The organism is Sulfurivermis fontis (assembly GCF_004001245.1).
GTDB classification, from domain to species: domain Bacteria; phylum Pseudomonadota; class Gammaproteobacteria; order Thiohalomonadales; family Thiohalomonadaceae; genus Sulfurivermis; species Sulfurivermis fontis.
This window is the reverse complement of record NZ_AP018724.1, coordinates 2474238-2491189: the sequence shown is the minus strand read 5'-3', so window position 1 is coordinate 2491189 and position 16952 is coordinate 2474238. Positions and strand designations below refer to the sequence as shown.

Annotated in this window: 12 protein-coding genes and 1 pseudogene; 5 read left to right on the top strand and 8 right to left on the bottom strand. The window is 65.9% G+C overall.

The features are described from left to right. Positions 1-79: 79 nt before the first annotated feature. Positions 80-1903 carry a GGDEF domain-containing protein gene (locus EP379_RS12545; RefSeq protein WP_127478131.1) on the bottom strand — a complete coding sequence of 608 codons (1824 nt, stop codon included), beginning with the start codon at positions 1901-1903 and terminating at the stop codon, positions 80-82. A gap of 156 nt (positions 1904-2059) precedes the next feature. Here EP379_RS12545 and EP379_RS12540 point away from each other — a divergent pair, with 156 nt between their 5' ends. After that, complete coding sequence (locus EP379_RS12540) at positions 2060-3361, top strand: YhjD/YihY/BrkB family envelope integrity protein (protein ID WP_197722786.1); 1302 nt, start codon at positions 2060-2062, stop codon at positions 3359-3361. Positions 3362-3367: 6 nt separating this feature from the next. Here the strand turns inward: EP379_RS12540 and tcdA are convergent, their stop codons facing one another. Continuing rightward, positions 3368-4156 (bottom strand): tRNA cyclic N6-threonylcarbamoyladenosine(37) synthase TcdA, encoded by a 789-nt coding sequence (gene tcdA, locus EP379_RS12535; RefSeq protein WP_127478129.1) that lies wholly within the window; start codon positions 4154-4156, stop codon positions 3368-3370. A 69-nt stretch (positions 4157-4225) separates the two neighbouring features. Then, positions 4226-4603, bottom strand: coding sequence for a hypothetical protein (locus tag EP379_RS12530; RefSeq protein WP_127478128.1), 378 nt, complete (start codon positions 4601-4603; stop codon positions 4226-4228). A 76-nt stretch (positions 4604-4679) separates the two neighbouring features. Here EP379_RS12530 and EP379_RS12525 point away from each other — a divergent pair, with 76 nt between their 5' ends. After that, a complete protein-coding gene (locus tag EP379_RS12525; protein WP_127478127.1) occupies positions 4680-5042 on the top strand; it encodes a SirB2 family protein in 363 nt (120 codons plus the stop codon). Positions 5043-5304: 262 nt separating this feature from the next. Further along, entirely contained in the window at positions 5305-7005 is a 1701-nt protein-coding gene (locus EP379_RS12520; RefSeq protein ID WP_127478126.1) for a Na/Pi cotransporter family protein, read from the top strand. Between the two features lie 6 nt (positions 7006-7011). Here EP379_RS12520 and pap read toward each other — a convergent pair whose 3' ends face one another. The 5 genes and pseudogenes from pap to EP379_RS12495 form a co-directional block, all read right to left on the bottom strand. Then, the gene (gene pap / locus EP379_RS12515; RefSeq protein ID WP_127478125.1) at positions 7012-8508 is read right to left on the bottom strand and encodes a polyphosphate:AMP phosphotransferase; all 1497 of its coding nucleotides are present in this window, start codon (positions 8506-8508) and stop codon (positions 7012-7014) included. Between the two features lie 323 nt (positions 8509-8831). Continuing rightward, positions 8832-9344, bottom strand: a pseudogene (locus EP379_RS12510) (ABC transporter ATP-binding protein); the annotation flags it as partial. Then, positions 9344-10309, bottom strand: coding sequence for a FecCD family ABC transporter permease (locus EP379_RS12505; RefSeq protein WP_127478924.1), 966 nt, complete (start codon positions 10307-10309; stop codon positions 9344-9346). The gene EP379_RS12505 and the pseudogene EP379_RS12510, both read right to left, overlap by 1 nt. An 11-nt stretch (positions 10310-10320) precedes the next feature. Further along, positions 10321-13059 (bottom strand): PAS domain-containing protein, encoded by a 2739-nt coding sequence (locus tag EP379_RS12500; protein ID WP_127478123.1) that lies wholly within the window; start codon positions 13057-13059, stop codon positions 10321-10323. Positions 13060-13141: 82 nt separating this feature from the next. Continuing rightward, positions 13142-13864, bottom strand: coding sequence for a histidinol-phosphatase (locus EP379_RS12495; RefSeq protein WP_127478122.1), 723 nt, complete (start codon positions 13862-13864; stop codon positions 13142-13144). Positions 13865-14040: 176 nt separating this feature from the next. On the opposite strand from EP379_RS12495, the gene EP379_RS12490 reads away from it, so the two are divergent. Together EP379_RS12490 and ptsP are read left to right on the top strand one after the other, a co-directional pair. Next, positions 14041-14559 (top strand): RNA pyrophosphohydrolase, encoded by a 519-nt coding sequence (locus EP379_RS12490; RefSeq protein ID WP_127478121.1) that lies wholly within the window; start codon positions 14041-14043, stop codon positions 14557-14559. A 103-nt stretch (positions 14560-14662) separates the two neighbouring features. Continuing rightward, entirely contained in the window at positions 14663-16930 is a 2268-nt protein-coding gene (gene ptsP, locus EP379_RS12485) for a phosphoenolpyruvate--protein phosphotransferase (protein WP_127478120.1), read from the top strand. Positions 16931-16952 lie beyond the last annotated feature (22 nt).

Below are 16952 nucleotides of genomic sequence, written 5' to 3'. Positions count from 1 at the left end.
TGGAAAAGTTCACCGCAGGATGTGGCGCCGGCTTTGCAATTCTTTGCATTGGCGGTTCGGGCCGCCGCCGTCCGTGGGTTCAGGATAACAGGGCGGGGGCGCGGCGGCGATCGATGAACAGGCTGTTGCCGGCGATCTTTTTCGCCTGGCGCTTGGCCTCGGTGGCGAGGGTGGCGACCTGGTGGTGGCTGTGGCAGCGATCGAGGTCGGGGATGACGGCGCCGATGGACAGGGACAGCAGGGCGAAGAACACGCTGTTGCCCTGACGGTCATTGCCCCAGAGGCCGCCCTGGGCGAGGTCGGTCTCGTTGTAGAACAGGCCGCGCTCGCGTTCGAAGTGGCGCAGGATGTGCTCGCAGCGCTCCTGCCAGTCGTCGCTGGTGAATACCAGGATGAAATCGTCGCCGCCGATGTGGCCGGCGAAATCGCGCTGGTCGTCGATATGGGCGCAGAGGATCTGCGCCAGCTTTTGGATCACCTCGTCGCCGCGGCTGTAGCCGTAGCTGTCGTTGTAGGGTTTGAAGTGATCCAGGTCGCAATAGCACACGGTGAAGCGGCGCCGTTCCTCCAGCAGCCGGTCGATGTGCTCATAGATGGGCACGTTGCCCGGCAGCAGGGTGAGGGGATTGGCGTAGCGGGCGTTGCGGATCTGCAGGTCGGTGATCTTTTTCAGCAGGTCGCGTACCAGTCCGATGCCGAGGTAGTTGCCGTTGCGGGTAATGATGAACTGGTGCTCGATCTCGAAGTTGAGTTGATTGGTGACCTTCTGGCTGACGCGCTCCACCGGCAGGTCGTACTCGACGACGAGGGGGTGGCGATCCATGAAGCGGGTGACCGGACGGCGGCCATAGAGTTCGCGGCTGTATTGCTTCAGGTACAACTCCATCAGCCGGTGCCGGCGCAGGGCGCCGATGGGGCGGTTCTCCACCAGCACCGGCACGGTGTGTACCTCGGGGTATTGCTGCAACAGCGCTACCGCCTCTTCCACGGTGGTCTCCGGCGTGACGGTGGGCACGGTGAGCGCCAGGGCGCCGATGGTTTCCGACAGGCGCTGGCGGCGCAGGCTGGCGTTGGCCTCCGGGTCCGGCGGCTGCGCCGACAGTTCCAGCGGCGGGCGGCTCTTGGGACGCGAGAAGAAATAGCCCTGGCCCAGGCCGATGCCCAGCTGCAGCAGGGTCTGGTATTCGTTGTGGGTTTCGATCCCCTCGGCGATGACGCGCGACTTGGTGCCGAGGGCGATATCGCGGATGGAGCGGACGAATTCCTGCTTGACCGCATCTTCGTGCACCCGTTGCAGAAAGTGGCTGTCGATCTTGACGTAGTCGGGGCGCAGCTCGGACCACAGGCGCAGACCGGCGTAGCCGGCGCCGAGGTCGTCGATGGCGAGCTGGAAGCCCTGGATGCGGTATTCGGACGCCGCCTGTACCACGGCGGCGAAGTCGTCGATGGGATATTGTTCGGTGATCTCGATCACCACCCGTTCCGGCTGGAACTGCGGATTGCCGGCGCCGCCCAGGGCGTGCAGCAGCGGCTGTCCCGGCTGGAGCAGGCTGCGCGAGCTGGTGTTGAGGAACAGGCGTCCCGGTAGACCCAGGTCGATGAAGTTGTCGTAGGCCAGGCGCCAACACTGGCGCTCCAGCTCCAGCAACAGGCCGGCCTGGCAGGCGGCATTGAACAGGCTGACCGGCGCGTGCAGCGGACTGTCGGACGGACCGCGCGTCAATGCCTCGTAGCCGTGGATGGTGTGTTCGCCGACCGCGACGATGGGCTGGAACAGGATGGACAGACGGCCCTGTTCGATGATCGCGCGCACTTCCGCACCGAGGTCGGGATGCAGGGGACGGCCCAGACCGCTGAGCGCGGCGGGGGTGGCGTCGGCAGGACAAGTCACCGGCATGTTCATGACATGGTTCCAGGACGAGAGGGGAGACACAGCCTAGCCGTCCGGTGTGACAGCGCTGTGACATTGCCAAGCCGGCGGCAACTGGTTAGCCTGCACTGAATACAAAGCTGCGCCTGCCGTGGGCGCGTTCTGGGGCATGACGCCATGTGGAGTCGATTGAAGCATTTTCTGTGGCACGAACTGTGGGAGGACGAGGCAGCCGGTGCGTTGTGGCGCCGGTTGTTCCCGATCCTGCGGGTGATCCTGGTGATGGGGCAGGAGCTGGCCGGCGGCCAGCTCACCCTGCGTGCCATGAGCCTGGTCTACACCACGCTGCTGTCGCTGGTGCCGCTGCTGGCGGTGAGTTTTTCCGTGCTCAAGGCCCTCGGCGTGCACAACCAGATCGAGCCCATGCTGCTCACCTACCTGGAGCCGCTCGGCGCGCGCGGCGAAGAGATCACGCTGCACATCCTGTCCTTCGTCGACAACATGAAGGTGGGTGTGCTCGGTTCGGTGGGTGTCGGCCTGCTCATCTATACGGTGATCTCACTGACGCAGAAGGTGGAGAGTTCCTTCAACTATGTCTGGCGTGTGTCGCGCACGCGCAGCCTGCCGCGCCGCTTCTCCGATTATCTGAGCGTGATCCTGGTGGGGCCGGTGCTGGTGTTCTCCGCCCTCGGCATGACGGCCACCCTGATGAGTTCCACCCTGGTGCAGATGATGCTGGAGGTGCCGGTGATCGGCCAGCTGGTGGCATTGACCGGCAAGTCGATTCCGTTCCTGCTGATCATCGCCGCCTTCACCTTCGTCTACATGTTCATCCCCAACACCAAGGTGCGCCTGCGTTCCGCCCTGGTGGGCGCGGTGATCAGCGGCATCATGTGGCAGGCCTCCGGATTCGGCTTCGCCACCTTCGTGGCCAGCTCCACCAAGTACACCGCGGTATATTCCGGCTTCGCCATTCTGATGTTCTTCCTCATCTGGCTCTACCTGAGCTGGTTCATCCTGCTGTTCGGCGCGCAGATCAGCTACTTCCATCAGCACCCGCAGCAGGTCCGCCTGCAGCGCGAAGCCTTCCGTTTCAGCAACCGTCTCAAGGAGCGCGCCGGCCTGGTGCTGCTGTATCTCATCACCGATGCCTACATGCAGGGGCGGCCGCGCTGGACGCAGGATGCGCTGGTGCAGCGCCTGGGTCTGCCCGGTGACGCCGTCGCCGATTTGCTGCGGGCACTGGAACAGCGCGGCCTGCTGGCGGAGACCGGCGACGAGCATCCCGGTTATCTGCTGGCGCGCGATCCCGACTACATCCCCGTGAGCGAAGTGCTCGACATCCTGCGCAGCGCGGAGGAATCGGTGCATCACGTCAGCCCCCACGCCCTCGATCTGGAGCCGGTGGACCGCCTGGTCGATCGCGTGCAGCAGGCGCGCAACGATGCCCTGGCCGGCAAGACCCTCAAGGATCTGGTCACCGGGCGGTGAGTGTATCTATTTCTGCGCCAGACACCGGTGCAGGGCCTTGTCGATGGCGCGGGCGACGGCGAAGAAGCCGAAGGTGGCGGTGACGAAGGTGGCCGAGCCGTAGCCGAAGCGGCAGTCGAGGGACACGCCGTGGATGCCGGGCTTTGCGTGGCATACCGTACCGTCGGCCTGGGGATAGAGCTGCTGCTGACTGGAGAACACGCACTCCACCCCCATGCGTTTTCCGGCGGCGGGAAAGCCGTAGTCGTTGCGCAGTTGCGCGCGTACCTTGGCGGCGAGGGCATCGTGGTGGGTCTTGCTGAGGTCGGCAATCTGGATCTTGGTCGGATCGGTCAGGCCGCCGGCGCCGCCGGTCATGATCACCGGGATCTTGTTGCGGCGGCAGTGGTGGATCAGCGCCGACTTGAACTTGATGCTGTCGATGGCATCGATGACATAGTCGTAGCCGCGTTCCCTGCTGATGTATTCCGGCAGCGTCTGCATGGTGAGGAAATCGTCGATGGCGTGCACGTTGCAGGCCGGATTGATTTCGCGCGTACGTTCCGCCATCACCGCTACCTTGGGCCGCCCAACGGTGGATTCCAGCGTGTGGATCTGCCGGTTGACGTTCGACAGGGCGATGGTGTCGTTGTCGATGAGGGTGATGGTGCCGACGCCGCTGCGTGCCAGCGCCTCCACCGCCCAGGAGCCGACGCCGCCGACACCCACCACGCAGATGTGCAACCGACGGATGAGCTGGGCCCCCTGTTCCCCATAGAGGCGGCGGATGGCGGCAAAGCGATCGTCGGTGGGCATGGCGGGAAGCGTGGTTGTGCGCACAGGTCGCGCGGCAGTGTAGCGCAGCGGCAGCGGCCGGCGGAAGTGTCACGCCAGTTCGTCGATGCCGCCGGGCGGCGTGTGCTCGGCGTCCGTCTGCTGATCCTCGGCGCGGCGTTGCCGGGTGCGCCGTTCATGGGGGCTGCGGGTATCGAGTGGCGTGGGCTTCTGCTCCCGGCGCCGGTCCTGGCCGCTGCGCCGCTCGCCCTGGCGCGGCCGGGGTTCACGCGTCGGTGGCGGCGATTGTCGTTCCTGGCGCCGCGCCGGCAGCGGTGGATTTTCCTCCCTCAGGGCATGACGCTCCTCGCTGGAGGCGATGCGGTTGCCGCGTTCCACGTGATCCACCTGTGCCACCCGGCCCTTGCTGCGGTCGGTGGTCTTGAGGTGTTGCAGACCGAGGTCGTCGGCGGGCGGTTCGATCTTCATGTCGGCAAGTGTTGCGCATGGACGGCGCCGGCGCCACCCCTGCCGGGGCGGGTGAGCACAATGGTATAGTGCGGTCATGCTCTGGCTGAAACACTTCCACATCACCTGCGCGGTTCTATCCTTCTGCGGTTTTGCCCTGCGTGGTTGGTGGCGCCTGACCGCCCCGCAGCGGCTGCGCCGACGCTGGGTGCGCACCGCGCCCCATGTGGTGGATAGCGCCCTGTTCTTCAGCGGGCTCGCCATGTTGTGGCTGTACCGCTGGTGGCCGCAGGACCAGCCCTGGTTGCTGGCCAAGCTGACAGCGCTGCTGCTCTATATCCTGCTCGGTGCCGTGGCGCTCCGGCAGGGCAAGGCCTGGCAGGTGGCGGCGGCACTGGCGGTATTCGCCTACATCGTCTCGGTGGCATTGACGCGCACGCCGCTGGCCTGGCTGGCGTGAGGGCGGCATGGCCAGTGCTAAGGAAGGTCTGAATAAGTCCATCCTGGACTTCTCAGACCACGCCAAGCGAAAAGTGTGATTTTCGCTTGGCTTCATTTTTCAACGACTTATCGTCGTTGAAAAATGGCGGCACATCCCTGTGCCGCGGAAGCTCTGAACTTATTCAGAGCTTCCCTAACCTTGTCGGACGGGTGATGTTTCCTTGATATTGCGCTGCGCAATGCTGCCTGGAGCGGTGCGGTGCCCGTAGCTGGATGGCGTGATGGATTTCGGATTGTTCGGCAGTTTCATCGGCGGTATTGGCCTGTTTCTGCTCGGCATGCGCATGATGACCGATGGTCTCAAGCTCGCCGCCGGGCCGGCACTGCGCCATATCCTTGGCCAGTGGACGCGCACGCCCTTGCGCGGCATCTTCGCCGGTGTGCTGATCACCTCCATGGTGCAATCGTCCAGCGCGGTGACGGTGGCGACCATTGGTTTCGTCAACGCCGGCCTGCTGTCCCTGGTGCAGAGCGTGGGCGTCATCTACGGCGCCAACGTCGGCACCACCACCACCAGCTGGCTGGTGGCCATCGTCGGTTTCAAGATCAACGTGCAGGCGCTGGCGCTGCCCTTCATCGGCATCGGCGCCGCCCTGCGCCTCACCGGCACTCATTCCCGTCGCGCCGCGGTGGGTGATGCGCTGGTGGGTTTCGGTCTGTTTTTCCTCGGTGTCGACGTGTTGAAGAGCGCCTTCGAGGGATTGGGGCAGCGGGTGCCCCTGGCCGAACTGGGGGGCGGCGGCATCGACACCGTGTTGATCTTCGTCGGCATCGGCTTCCTGCTCACCCTGCTGATGCAGTCGTCCAGCGCCTCCATCGCCCTGATCCTCACCGCGACGATGGGCGGCATGGTGCCGCTCACGGCGGCGGCCGCCGCGGTTATCGGCGCCAATGTCGGCACCACCTCCACCGCCGCGCTGGCGGTGATCGGCGCCACCTCCAGCGCCAAGCGGGTGGCCGCCGCCCATGTGTTGTTCAACATCCTGGTGGCGATCGCCGCCTTGCTGATCCTGCCGCTGATGCTCACGGCGGTGGATGCCACCGCCCATATCCTGGCGCTGGAGGACAGCCCCGCCATCACCCTGGCCCTATTCCACACCGCCTCGAAGCTGCTCGGTGTGGCGTTGCTGTGGCCGCTGACGCCGCGCCTGGTGACTTTTCTCAGCCGCCGCTTCCGCACGGCCGAGGAGGAACTGGGCAAGCCGCGTTACCTGGACAAGAACGTGCTGGCGACGCCGACCCTGGCAATCGATGCGGTGGCGCTGGAACTGGCACGTATCGGCGGCATGGCGCGTGATATGGCGCAGATGACGCTGACGGCCGAGCGCACCGCGCCGGCCAATCTGATGACGTCGGACAAGCTGGCCATCGCCAGCCTGGTCGAGGCAGTGGGCCAGTTCGCGGTGCAGATGCAGCGCACGACGCTGCCGGCGGAGTTCGACGAGTCCCTGCCGGATGCGCTGCGCGTGGCGCGCTACTACACCTCGGTGGCCGATCTCGCGGACAACGCCGCGCAGATGCAGGAACGCATGAGTGTGTTGCAGGACGAGCCGTTGATCTCCGAGATCACCTTCTTCCGCGCCGATGCCCTGAAACTGTTGCAGGCGGCGGACCCGCAGGCGGCAGGTTATGACAGCGCCGCCGCGGATCGCATGCTGGCGGCGATGGAGGATGCCTACCAGTCGCTCAAGGCGCACCTGCTGCGTGCCGGCAGCGAGGGGCGCCTGCGCACCGAGCAGATGGTGGAGTTGCTGGATTTCTACAGCCGTATCCGCCGGCTGTTGCAGCAGGCGGTGAAGGGGGCGCGCTATCTGCATCGCCTGTTGGACCTGGCGGCGGCGACGCGGCAGAAGAAGGAAGAACCGACACCGGCCGAAGAGCCAGCCGCGGAGCAACCGGCGTCGGAAGACAAGGCGGCTTAGCGCCGGCTACTTTTCTGTCGCCAGTACCTGGCCCAGCCGTTCGCTGAAGATGCGCAGCGCCTTCACTCGGGCGTAGTTCTTGTCGTTGGCTTCGATGAGGTGCCAGGGCGCGTATTCGGTACTGGTGCGCTCGACCATGTCGTTGACGGCGATTTCGTAGGCGTCCCATTTCTCGCGGTTGCGGTAGTCTTCCTCGGTGATCTTGTAGTGCTTGAACGGGGTCTTCTCCCGCTCCTGGAAGCGCCTGAGCTGCTCGTCCTGGGTGATGTGCAGCCAGAACTTGAGCAGCACGATGCCGTGCTCGGTGAGCATCTCCTCGAACTGGTTGATCTCGGCGTAGGCGCGCATCCATTCCTCCTGTCGCGCATATCCTTCGACCCGCTCCACCAGCACGCGGCCATACCAGCTGCGATCGTAGATGGTGACGTTGCCGCCGCGCGGGATGTGGCGCCAGAAGCGCCAGAGATAGTGGTGGGCGCGTTCTTCGTCGGTGGGCGCGGCGATGGGGATGATCTGGTAGCTGCGTGCATCCAGCGCCGGAATGATGCGGCGGATGAGTCCGCCCTTGCCGGCGGCGTCCCAGCCCTCCAGCACCACGATGCTGGAGACCCCGCGCTCGCGCGCCTGGCGCGCCAGTTCGCCCAGCTTGCCCTGGTACTTGGGCAGCTGCTTTTTGTATTTGTCCTTGGATAGCGCACTGTTCATGTCGAGGTTGCCGAGGACGCTCACCTGCTCACCGACCTCGGGGGCGGCGATGGGCTTGAGGTGCGGTTGGGGCGGCCGGCCCTCCGCCTGATTCTGCAGGCGGGCGCTGATGCGTTCGAGGATGTGCTGACCGACGGTGAGGTTGCGGTAACGTTTGTCGGTGGCCTCGACGATGATCCAGGGGGCGTCACCGGTGCTGGTGTTGCGCAGGGTATGCTCGGCCACGGCACGAAATTTTTTGTATTGCTTGAGGTGCTTTTTGTCCAGCGCGGTGACGCGCCAGCGTGTGGCCGGATTTTCTTCCAGCTCTTTCATGCGCTGGCGCTGCGCGCTTTCCGACAGGTGCAGCCAGAACTTGATGATCAGCGCGCCGTCATCGACCAGGGTTTCCTCGAAGGCGTTGATGCGGGTCAGGTCACGCTCCAGTTCCGCATCGTTGATCACTTTGTTGACGCGATCGGCGATGGGGCGGCTGTACCAGGAGCCGACGTACAGTCCGATCTGACCCTTGGGCGGCAGGGCGCGCCAGAAGCGCCAGTATTCGGGGCGTTCGCGCTCCTCGTCGCTCATCGGGCCGAAGGCATAGGCGCGCAGCCAGCGCGGGTCGAACCAGGCATTGAGCTGGTTGATCACGTCGCCCTTGCCGGCGCCGTCGACGCCGGAAACCAGTATCAGTACGGGGAACTTGGCCTCCTTCAGCGCCTCCTGTACCAGCAGCAGGTCGGTGCGCAGCTCCGGCTCCCGGGCGTCGTAATCGCGCTTCTTGATCTTGTGGCCCAGTTCGGCGACTTCAAACATGGCGGGTTCTCCGTAGTACTGGTAATGCTTGCCACTTTACGCCGTCGCCGCGGCGCCAGCCAGCGTCAGCGCGGCAGAAAGGCGCGTTGGCCATCTGGGCCGCTGATCTCCGTTACCGGGTGGCGGTAGAGCTGCGACAGTGTCTCGACGTTGAGCAGTGTTGCCGTCGGACCGGCCTGCCACTGGCCGTCGCCGAACAGCAGCAGTGCATGATCGCAGTAGCGCGCGGCGAGATTGACATCGTGCAGCGCCATCAGCACGCCGTGCTCCCCGCTGTCGGCCAGGCCGCGCAGATGCCGCAGGGCAGCGATCTGGTGATGCAGGTCGAGGTGATTGCTCGGTTCATCCAGCAGCAGCAGGAGCGGTGCCTGGGTGAGCAGGGTGGCCAGGGCGAGACGGCGACGCTCGCCGCCGGACAGCGTGTGACAGGGACGCTCCTCGTGGCCGGTGAGTCCCACCTGGGCCAGGGCCCGGCGCGCCAGCGCCACATCCTGCGCCGTTTCGTTCTGCCAGCGGCCGAGGTGGGGATGGCGGCCGATGAGCGCGGTTTCCAGCACGGTGGCGGGAAAGTTGTCGCTGCTGTCCTGCGGCAACAGGCCGAGGCGCTGCGCGATGGCGCGGCGCGGCAGCCGCGCCAGCGGGGTGCCCTGCAGCCACAGGCTGCCGCCCTGTGCCGGACGCAGCCCGGCGAGGGTATGCAGCAGGGTGGTCTTGCCGGCGCCGTTGGCGCCCAGCAGGGCCCAGCACTGGCCGCGGCACACGGTCAGGTTGAGATGCTGCACCAGCGGCCGGCCGGCAACAGCGATGTCGAGAGAGACGGCGCGCAGCAGTTCCATCAACGAACCGCCTCGCGCCGGAGCAGATACAGGAATACCGGCGCGCCGATGAGGGCGGTGAGCACGCCCACCGGCAACTGTTGCGGTGCGATGAGACTGCGCGCCAGGGTGTCGGCCAGCATCAGCAGGCTGCCGCCGAGCAGGGCGCTGGCAGGCAGCAGCAGGCGGTGATTGGAACCGGCGACGAGGCGCAGCATGTGCGGCACGATGAGGCCGATGAAGCCGACGCTGCCGGCGCTGGTGACGGCGGCGGCGGTAAGCAGCGAGGCGGCGAAGTAGACCACCAGGCGCAGGCGGCCGACATGCACGCCAAGGCTGCCGGCGGTAATCTCGCCGCGGGCGAGGAGGTTCAGTTCGCGGGCGAAGGGGAGCAACAGCAGCAGGCCGAGCAGCAGCAGTGCCAGCGGCGCGCGCCACTCGCCGCCGTGGGACAGGTCGCCCATCAGCCAGAACAACATGCCGCGCAGATGGTGTTCCGGCGCCACGGCCAGCAGGAAACTGATCAGCGCGCCCCACAGTGCCGCCACCACCACACCGGTGAGCAGCAGCCGCGTCGGTGTCCAGCCGCCGCCGCCGTGGGCGAGGCCGAATACCAGCAGCACGGAACCGAGCGCACCCAGCAGCGCGCCGCCGCTCACCCACACGCCGCCGAGGCCGGCGAGCATGGCCAGCAGGGCCGCCACCGCGGCGCCGCCGGAGACACCGAGGATGTAGGGGTCGGCCAGCGGATTGCGCAGCAGTACCTGCAGAAGGGCGCCGGCCACGGCGAGCAGCCCGCCCACGGCGAAGGCGGCGAGCAGGCGCGGCAGGCGCAGTTCCAGAATCACGGCGCTGTGCAGCGTGTCGCTGTGCCACAGCGCTGGCCACACCGCATCCAGCGGCACGGGCACGCTGCCCACTGTCAGGCCCAGCATGAGGCTGACCAGGGCCAGCAGCAGGAGCAGAGGAAGCAGGGCGAGGCGCATGGGCTGGGCGGTCAACCCATTTCCACCCGGTTGCGGCCGTTCTGTTTGGCGCGGTACAGCGCGGCGTCGGCGCGCGCCAGCGGCAGGTCGGCGCCGGCGTCGGTGTCGGTGAACAGGGTAAGACCGACGCTGACAGTAATGGCGACATGGTGGGTGGCGGAGAGGCAGGGGTGGTTTTCCACCTTCTGGCGCAGGCGTTCGGCATAGAGTTGCGCGCCGTCCAGTTCGGTGCCGGGTAACAGCACGGCGAATTCCTCGCCGCCGAGACGGCCGATGATGTCGATCTTGCGCAGGGTGCCGAGGGCGACGGCGGCGAAGTGCTGCAGCACGGCATCGCCCACGGCGTGGCCGTAGTGATCGTTGATCTGCTTGAAGTGATCGATGTCGAGCATCAGCAGAGCGACAGGCTTGTTGAAACGGTGGAAGCGGGCCAGTTCCTGATCCAGGCGTTCGAGGAAATGGCGGCGGTTGGGCAGGCCGGTGAGCAGGTCGGTGGTGGCCAGATGGCGCAGTTCCAGCTCCATCGCCTTGATGTCGCTGATGTCCTGCACTGTGCCAAGGGCGGACACCAGTTCACCCTCCGGTCCGGTCACCAGTTCCGCCATCTCGCGCACCCAGCGGATCTGGCCGTCCACCACGATGCGGTGTTCGATGTCGTAGGGTGCGCCGTGCAGGGCCGCCTGCCAGGCGGCATGTACGTGGTCGCGGTCATCGGGATGGATGTAGGACAGGAACAGGTTGTAATCCGCCGGCGTGTCCTGCGGCAGACCGAATATCCGGTAGGTCTCCGCCGACCATTCCAGCCGTTGGCTCGGCACATCCATCACCCAGCTGCCGACGTGGGTTACCGCCTGGGCGCGTGCCAGCATGGTTTCGCTCTCGCGCAGGCGCTCTTCGGCCAGTTTGCGTTCCGTAATGTCGAGATGGGTGCCGACGGCACGCAGCGGGCTGCCGTCCTCGGCGCGTTCCATCACCTTGCCGCGATCCAGCACCCAGACCCAGTGACCGTCCTTGTGGCGCAGGCGGTGTTCGGTTTCATAGAGCGGCGTTTCGCCGCGGAAATGGCGTTGCAGCGCCTCGTTGATGAGAGTCATGTCATCTGGGTGGATGATGCGTTCCCATGTCGAGATGTCGGGTCCGATCTCGTCGAGGCGATAACCCAGCATCTGCGCCCAGCGCTGGTTGAAGGTGATCTTGCCGCTGGGGATGTGCCAGTCCCACAGGCCCAGATCGGCACCACTCAGCGCCATCTCCAGGCGCTGTTCGGCGGCGACGCGATCGCTGATGTCGACGAAGCTGCCGACCAGCTCAACTGCCTTACCCTGCTTATCGCGCAGCACGCGGCAGCGATCCTCCAGCCAATGCCAGCCGCCGTCGGCATGGTGGAAGCGATAGCGGCGGATGATTTGCTCGTCGGCCCACTGTTGCCAGTCGGAGTTGTGCAGCACCTCGGCACGATCGTCGGGATGGATGTTGTCGGGCCACCAGGCGGCGTTGTCGAGGACCGCCTGCGGGGCGTAGCCGAGGATGTTCTGCACATTGGGCGCGATATAGCTCGTTGCGGTGCTGCCGATGGGGACGCTGTAGGTCACCGCCGGTGAGGCGCTCAGCAGGGTGTCCAGTTGCTGGCGGGTGGACTGCAGGGCGGCGGTGGCGTTGTCGATGCGCAGTTGCAGGCCGCGACGGGTGGTGCGCAGCAGCAGGAAGAGCAGGCCCTGGGTCAGCAGGTAAGCGACGAACAGAGCCAGCTGGGTGTAGGTCTGATGGCGGTGCCAGGCGGCCAGCTCGTTGGTCTTGTCGCGCCAGACCAGCACCGAACCCACGCTGGGGCGTGTTGCATCGACCTTGCCCAGATAGTCGCGCAGCGGGAAACGGGTCAGGTGCCAGGTCTTGTCCTGCCAGGACAGTAGTTCCGAAAGGGTGCCGTCGTCGCTCAGCCGCGGCAGAATCGCCTCGTTCATCCAGGATTTCACTTCAGCGCGCGAGCTGGCCTCCAGGTAGCAGCCGCAGCCCTTTTCGGCGCGCGGCCCGCTCAGTGGGCGGTATTGATCCCACACCGCGTCTTCGATGTGCTGCTGCTTGAGCAGGATGGCGAAGCCGGCACCGAACTGCTGGTCGAGGCGGGCGAGCTGGGTGTCGAAGGAGGTGCCGGCCTCCAGGGCGCCGATGTATTCGCGCTGGCCGTTACTGATGTACCACACCGGCACCACGCCGCGCACGCCGGAATAGATGCGGCCGGTCTCGAAGCCGGTGCGTGGCCGCCGATCGGCGTTGACGTCCTCGATGATGTGGCGCAGGCCGTCCATGCGGTCGCCGAACTTTTCCGGGGTGTGCACGCGCAGATAGGAGAGGGAGCCGGGGCCGAACTGGAAGTGCAGCTGGCGCAGGCCGAACTCCTGCTGCATGTCGAGCCAGGCTGGGGCGACATGGTCGTACAGCGCGTCGCGCAGGCGGGCGGTCTGCGGACCGCCGGGACCGCCGCCCTCGCGGGCCAGCGCCTGCTTGCCGCGGTAGAACAGCGATTGCACCTGCGGGTCGGAGGCCACCATGGTGGCCAGGGTCAGCATCTGCTGTTCCAGATCCGACAGCGCCACCTCGAAGGTGGTGCGCACGGCAGCCGACTCCTGCGCCAGGGTCTGATCCAGTTCGTGGCGGTCGTGCTGCCAGAACAGCACACCGATGAGCATGAAAATCAACGCCAGCAGCAGGCTGCTCAGGGTCGTGACGACGGGAAAAGAGAATCGCTGCATCCGGGTGTGGTTATTTTATGGGGCGTTCTGCCATTTTGCCCGCCAGCGGCTGACTGTGCCAGCCAGGTGCGAGGCACGAGAATCAATCCTCGTACTCTTCGTATCTCGTTCCTCGTGCCTCGTCCCCGGCGAGCGGCATGGGCCGCTCGCCCCGGCGCAGGGTGATGATGTCCCAGCCCTTGGCCGCGGCGTGGCTGCGCAGGGTGTCGTCGGGGTCCACGGCCACCGGGTTCTCCACCAGTTCCAGCAGCGGCAGGTCGTTGTGGGAGTCGCTGTAGAACCAGGCGCCGGCCAGGTTGTGGCCGGTCTGCTCCAGCCACTGGGTCAGCCGCTCCACCTTGCCACGCTGGAAGGTGGGGATGCCGGTGATGTCGCCGGTATAACGGCCGTGCACCACCTCAGGCTCGGTGGCGAGGAAGTGCTCCACCCTCAGGGCCGCCACAATGGGCTCGGTGATGAAGCGGTTGGTGGCGGTGATGATCAGCGGCACGTGGCCCTGACGGCGGTGCCAGTCCAGCAGGTAGCGCGAGGCGGGCAGGATGATGGCCTGGATCTTCTCGGCCATGTAGCGGCGGTGCCAGGCGGCCAGGGTCTCCGGCGCCTGTCCCACCAGCGGCGCCAGGGCGAAACGCTGGTAGGCGCGGATGTCCAGGGTGCCGGCCTTGTACTCCTCGTAGAAACGGTTGTTCTCGCGCTCGTAGATGTTACCGTCGACGATGCCCTGTTCCACCAGGAAGCGCCCCCATAGGTGATCGCTGTCGCCGCCGAGCAGGGTGTTGTCGAGATCGAAGATGGCCAGGGTCATGGGTCGGGCTCGTTGTAGGGGGCGCCTATTCTAGCAAGGTGAGCGGGCATTTTTGGCCGGATTTTCCCTGTTTACCCCGTCCATTTGCGTCTTTTCCCGACGTTCGCAAACAGATTTGCGCGCAGGCGGCGCTTGTGGAAAAATCCTTGCTGCACGGCCTCAAGGTGGTTTTATAAGTGATTGATTCGGAAGGCTACAGAGCGAATGTCGGCATTATCCTGAGCAACCGGGAGGGACAGCTTTTGTGGGCACGCCGCATCGGTCAGGATGCCTGGCAGTTCCCCCAGGGCGGCATCCAGAAGGATGAGACCGCCGAGGAGGCCCTGTACCGCGAATTGATGGAGGAGGTGGGGCTGGGGCCGGAGGACGTGACCATCCTTGGCGCCACCCGTGGCTGGCTGCGCTACCGTCTGCCCGAGCGCCTGGTACGACACCACAGCAAGCCGGTGTGCATCGGCCAGAAGCAGCGCTGGTTCATGCTGCGCCTGCTCGCCGACGACAGCCGGGTGCGCCTCGACCTGCACAGCCCGCAGGAGTTCGAGGAGTGGTGCTGGGTGCCCTACTGGCAGCCGCTGGACGAGATCGTCGCCTTCAAGCGCCGGGTCTATGAGCGTGCCCTCACCGAACTGGCGCCGCTGCTGGGGTCGGCGGTGCAGATGCGGCCGCCACGGCTGCGCCGTGCCGGCACGAAATAAAATGGCGTAGGAGCCCACGGAGTGGGCTCCTACGATCTGTGCGGCATCTGGACGCCGCCATCATAACGATAACGCCGCATAACTCCACAGTCAGGATATCTTCATGCTGCAAACGCTGCGTCGCATCATCCAGGAGGTAAACGCTGCCAAGGACCTGCAACAGGCGCTGCGCATCATCGTGCAGCGGGTGCAGAAGGAGATGGCGGTGGATGTGTGCTCCATCTATCTGGCCCACAACACCACGCGCGAACTGGTGCTGATGGCCACCGAGGGCCTCAATCCCGAATCGGTGGGTAAGGTGCGTCTGACCTGGGATCAGGGCCTGGTCGGCCTGGTTGCCGAACGTGCCGAACCCGTGAACAAGGATGATGCCCCGAACCATCCGCGCTATCTGTATTTCCCGGAAACCGGCGAGGAGCGCTACCACGCCTTCCTCGGCGTGCCCATCATCCACCACCGCACCATCCATGGCGTGCTGGTGGTGCAGTCGCGCGAGAGCGTGCGCTTCGACGAGGATGCCGTGACCTTCCTGGTCACCATCGCCGCGCAATTGGCCGGCGCCATCGCCCATGCCGAGGCCAGCGGCGACATCGATGTGCTGCTGCGCCAGGGGCAGCTGGTGGACCACCGGCCGCTGCAGGGGCTGTCCGGCGCGCCCGGCGTGGCCATCGGTACCATCGTCGTGCTCAACACCTCCACCGACATCGAATCCGTCCCCGATCTGCTGGTGGACGACAGCGCCGCCGAGCTGAAGCAGTTCCGCGCCGCGGTGCGCGCGGTGCGCAAGGACATCTCCGACATGCTGAAGCGTTTGCACGCCACCATGCCGGCCAGCGACAGCGCCCTGTTCGAGGCCTATCTGCTGATGCTGGAGGAAGGCTCGCTGATCGACGACACGGTGAAGCGCATCAAGGCCGGCAGTTGGGCGGCGAGCGCGCTGCGTGAAACGGTGCTGGAGCACGTGCGCGTGTTCGATCAGATGGAGGATGCCTATCTGCGCGAGCGGGCCCAGGACATCCGCGACCTCGGCCGCCGCGTGCTGGAGCATCTGCTCGGCGAGGAGCGCAAGCCGCTGGAGTATCCCAAGAACACCGTGCTGGTGAGCGAGGAGGTGACAGCATCGATGCTGGCCGAGGTGCCGCCCAAGCGGTTGGCCGGTGTGGTGTCGATGCGCGGCTCGCGCACCTCGCACACCGCGATCCTGGCACGCGCCCTCGGCGTGCCGGCGGTGATGGGCGTGGTCGACCTGCCGCTCAGCAAGGTGCACGGTCGGGAGATCATCGCCGACGGCTATTCCGGCCGCGTCTACATCAATCCGTCCAAGGATATCCGCCGCGAGTACAAGCGGCTGCAGAAGGAGGAGGCGGAACTCACTGCCGAGTTGCAGGCGCTGCGCAGCCTGCCGGCGGAGACGCCGGACGGCCTGCGGGTGCCGCTGTACGCCAATACCGGCCTGGTGTCCGACATCCGCCCTTCGCTCAATTCCGGCGCCGAGGGCGTGGGCCTGTACCGCACCGAGTTCCCCTTCATGATCCGCGATCGCTTTCCGGGCGAGGAGGAACAGCTCGACGTCTATCGCCAGGTGCTGGAGTCGTTCGCGCCGCGCCCGGTGACCATGCGCACCCTGGACGTGGGCGGCGACAAGGCGCTGCCGTATTTCCCCATCAAGGAAGACAACCCGTTCCTCGGCTGGCGCGGCATCCGTATCACGCTGGATCATCCGGAGATATTCCTCACCCAGATCCGCGCCATGCTGCGCGCCAACGCCGGAATCGGCAATCTGAACCTGTTGTTGCCGATGATCAGCAATCTGTCGCAGGTGGACGAGTCGATGGCGCTGATCCGCCGCGCCTGCGACGAGCTGCGCGAAGAAGGGATGAATGTCAGCCTGCCGCGCGTCGGTGTGATGATAGAAGTGCCGGCGGCGGTGTTCCAGGCCGACCGCCTGGCCAGCCGCGTCGACTTCCTTTCCATCGGCACCAACGACCTGACCCAGTACCTGCTTGCCGTGGACCGCAACAATGCCCGCGTCGCCGAGCTGTTCGACTCGTTGCATCCGGCGGTGTTGAAGGCGCTGGTGAAGGTGGTGGACGGTGCCAACAAGTATGGCAAGCCGGTGTCGGTGTGCGGCGAGATGGCCGGTGATCCGGCGGCGGCAGTGTTGCTGCTCGGCATGGGCATCGATTCGCTGTCCATGAGCGCCTCCAGCCTGCCACGCGTGAAATGGGCGATACGTTCCATCACGCGCAAGAAGGCGCAGGCCCTGCTCGGCGAGGTGTTGCAGATGGAGGAGCCGCAGCAGGTGCGCGCGCGTCTCAATCAGGCACTGGACGAGGCCGGCCTTGGTGGACTGATCCGCGCCGGAAAATGACGCAGGCTGCGCAGCGCGCACC

Bases quoted from the DNA above. Each gene is read 5' to 3' on its own strand.
- EP379_RS12545 (WP_127478131.1), bottom strand. From the start codon at position 1,903: ATGAACATGCCGGTGACTTGTCCTGCCGACGCCACCCCCGCCGCGCTC.
- tcdA (WP_127478129.1), bottom strand. From the start codon at position 4,156: ATGCCCACCGACGATCGCTTTGCCGCCATCCGCCGCCTCTATGGGGAA.
- EP379_RS12530 (WP_127478128.1), bottom strand. From the start codon at position 4,603: ATGAAGATCGAACCGCCCGCCGACGACCTCGGTCTGCAACACCTCAAG.
- EP379_RS12525 (WP_127478127.1), top strand. From the start codon at position 4,680: ATGCTCTGGCTGAAACACTTCCACATCACCTGCGCGGTTCTATCCTTC.
- EP379_RS12520 (WP_127478126.1), top strand. From the start codon at position 5,305: ATGGATTTCGGATTGTTCGGCAGTTTCATCGGCGGTATTGGCCTGTTT.
- pap (WP_127478125.1), bottom strand. From the start codon at position 8,508: ATGTTTGAAGTCGCCGAACTGGGCCACAAGATCAAGAAGCGCGATTAC.
- EP379_RS12505 (WP_127478924.1), bottom strand. From the start codon at position 10,309: ATGCGCCTCGCCCTGCTTCCTCTGCTCCTGCTGCTGGCCCTGGTCAGC.
- EP379_RS12500 (WP_127478123.1), bottom strand. From the start codon at position 13,059: ATGCAGCGATTCTCTTTTCCCGTCGTCACGACCCTGAGCAGCCTGCTG.
- EP379_RS12495 (WP_127478122.1), bottom strand. From the start codon at position 13,864: ATGACCCTGGCCATCTTCGATCTCGACAACACCCTGCTCGGCGGCGAC.
- ptsP (WP_127478120.1), top strand. From the start codon at position 14,663: ATGCTGCAAACGCTGCGTCGCATCATCCAGGAGGTAAACGCTGCCAAG.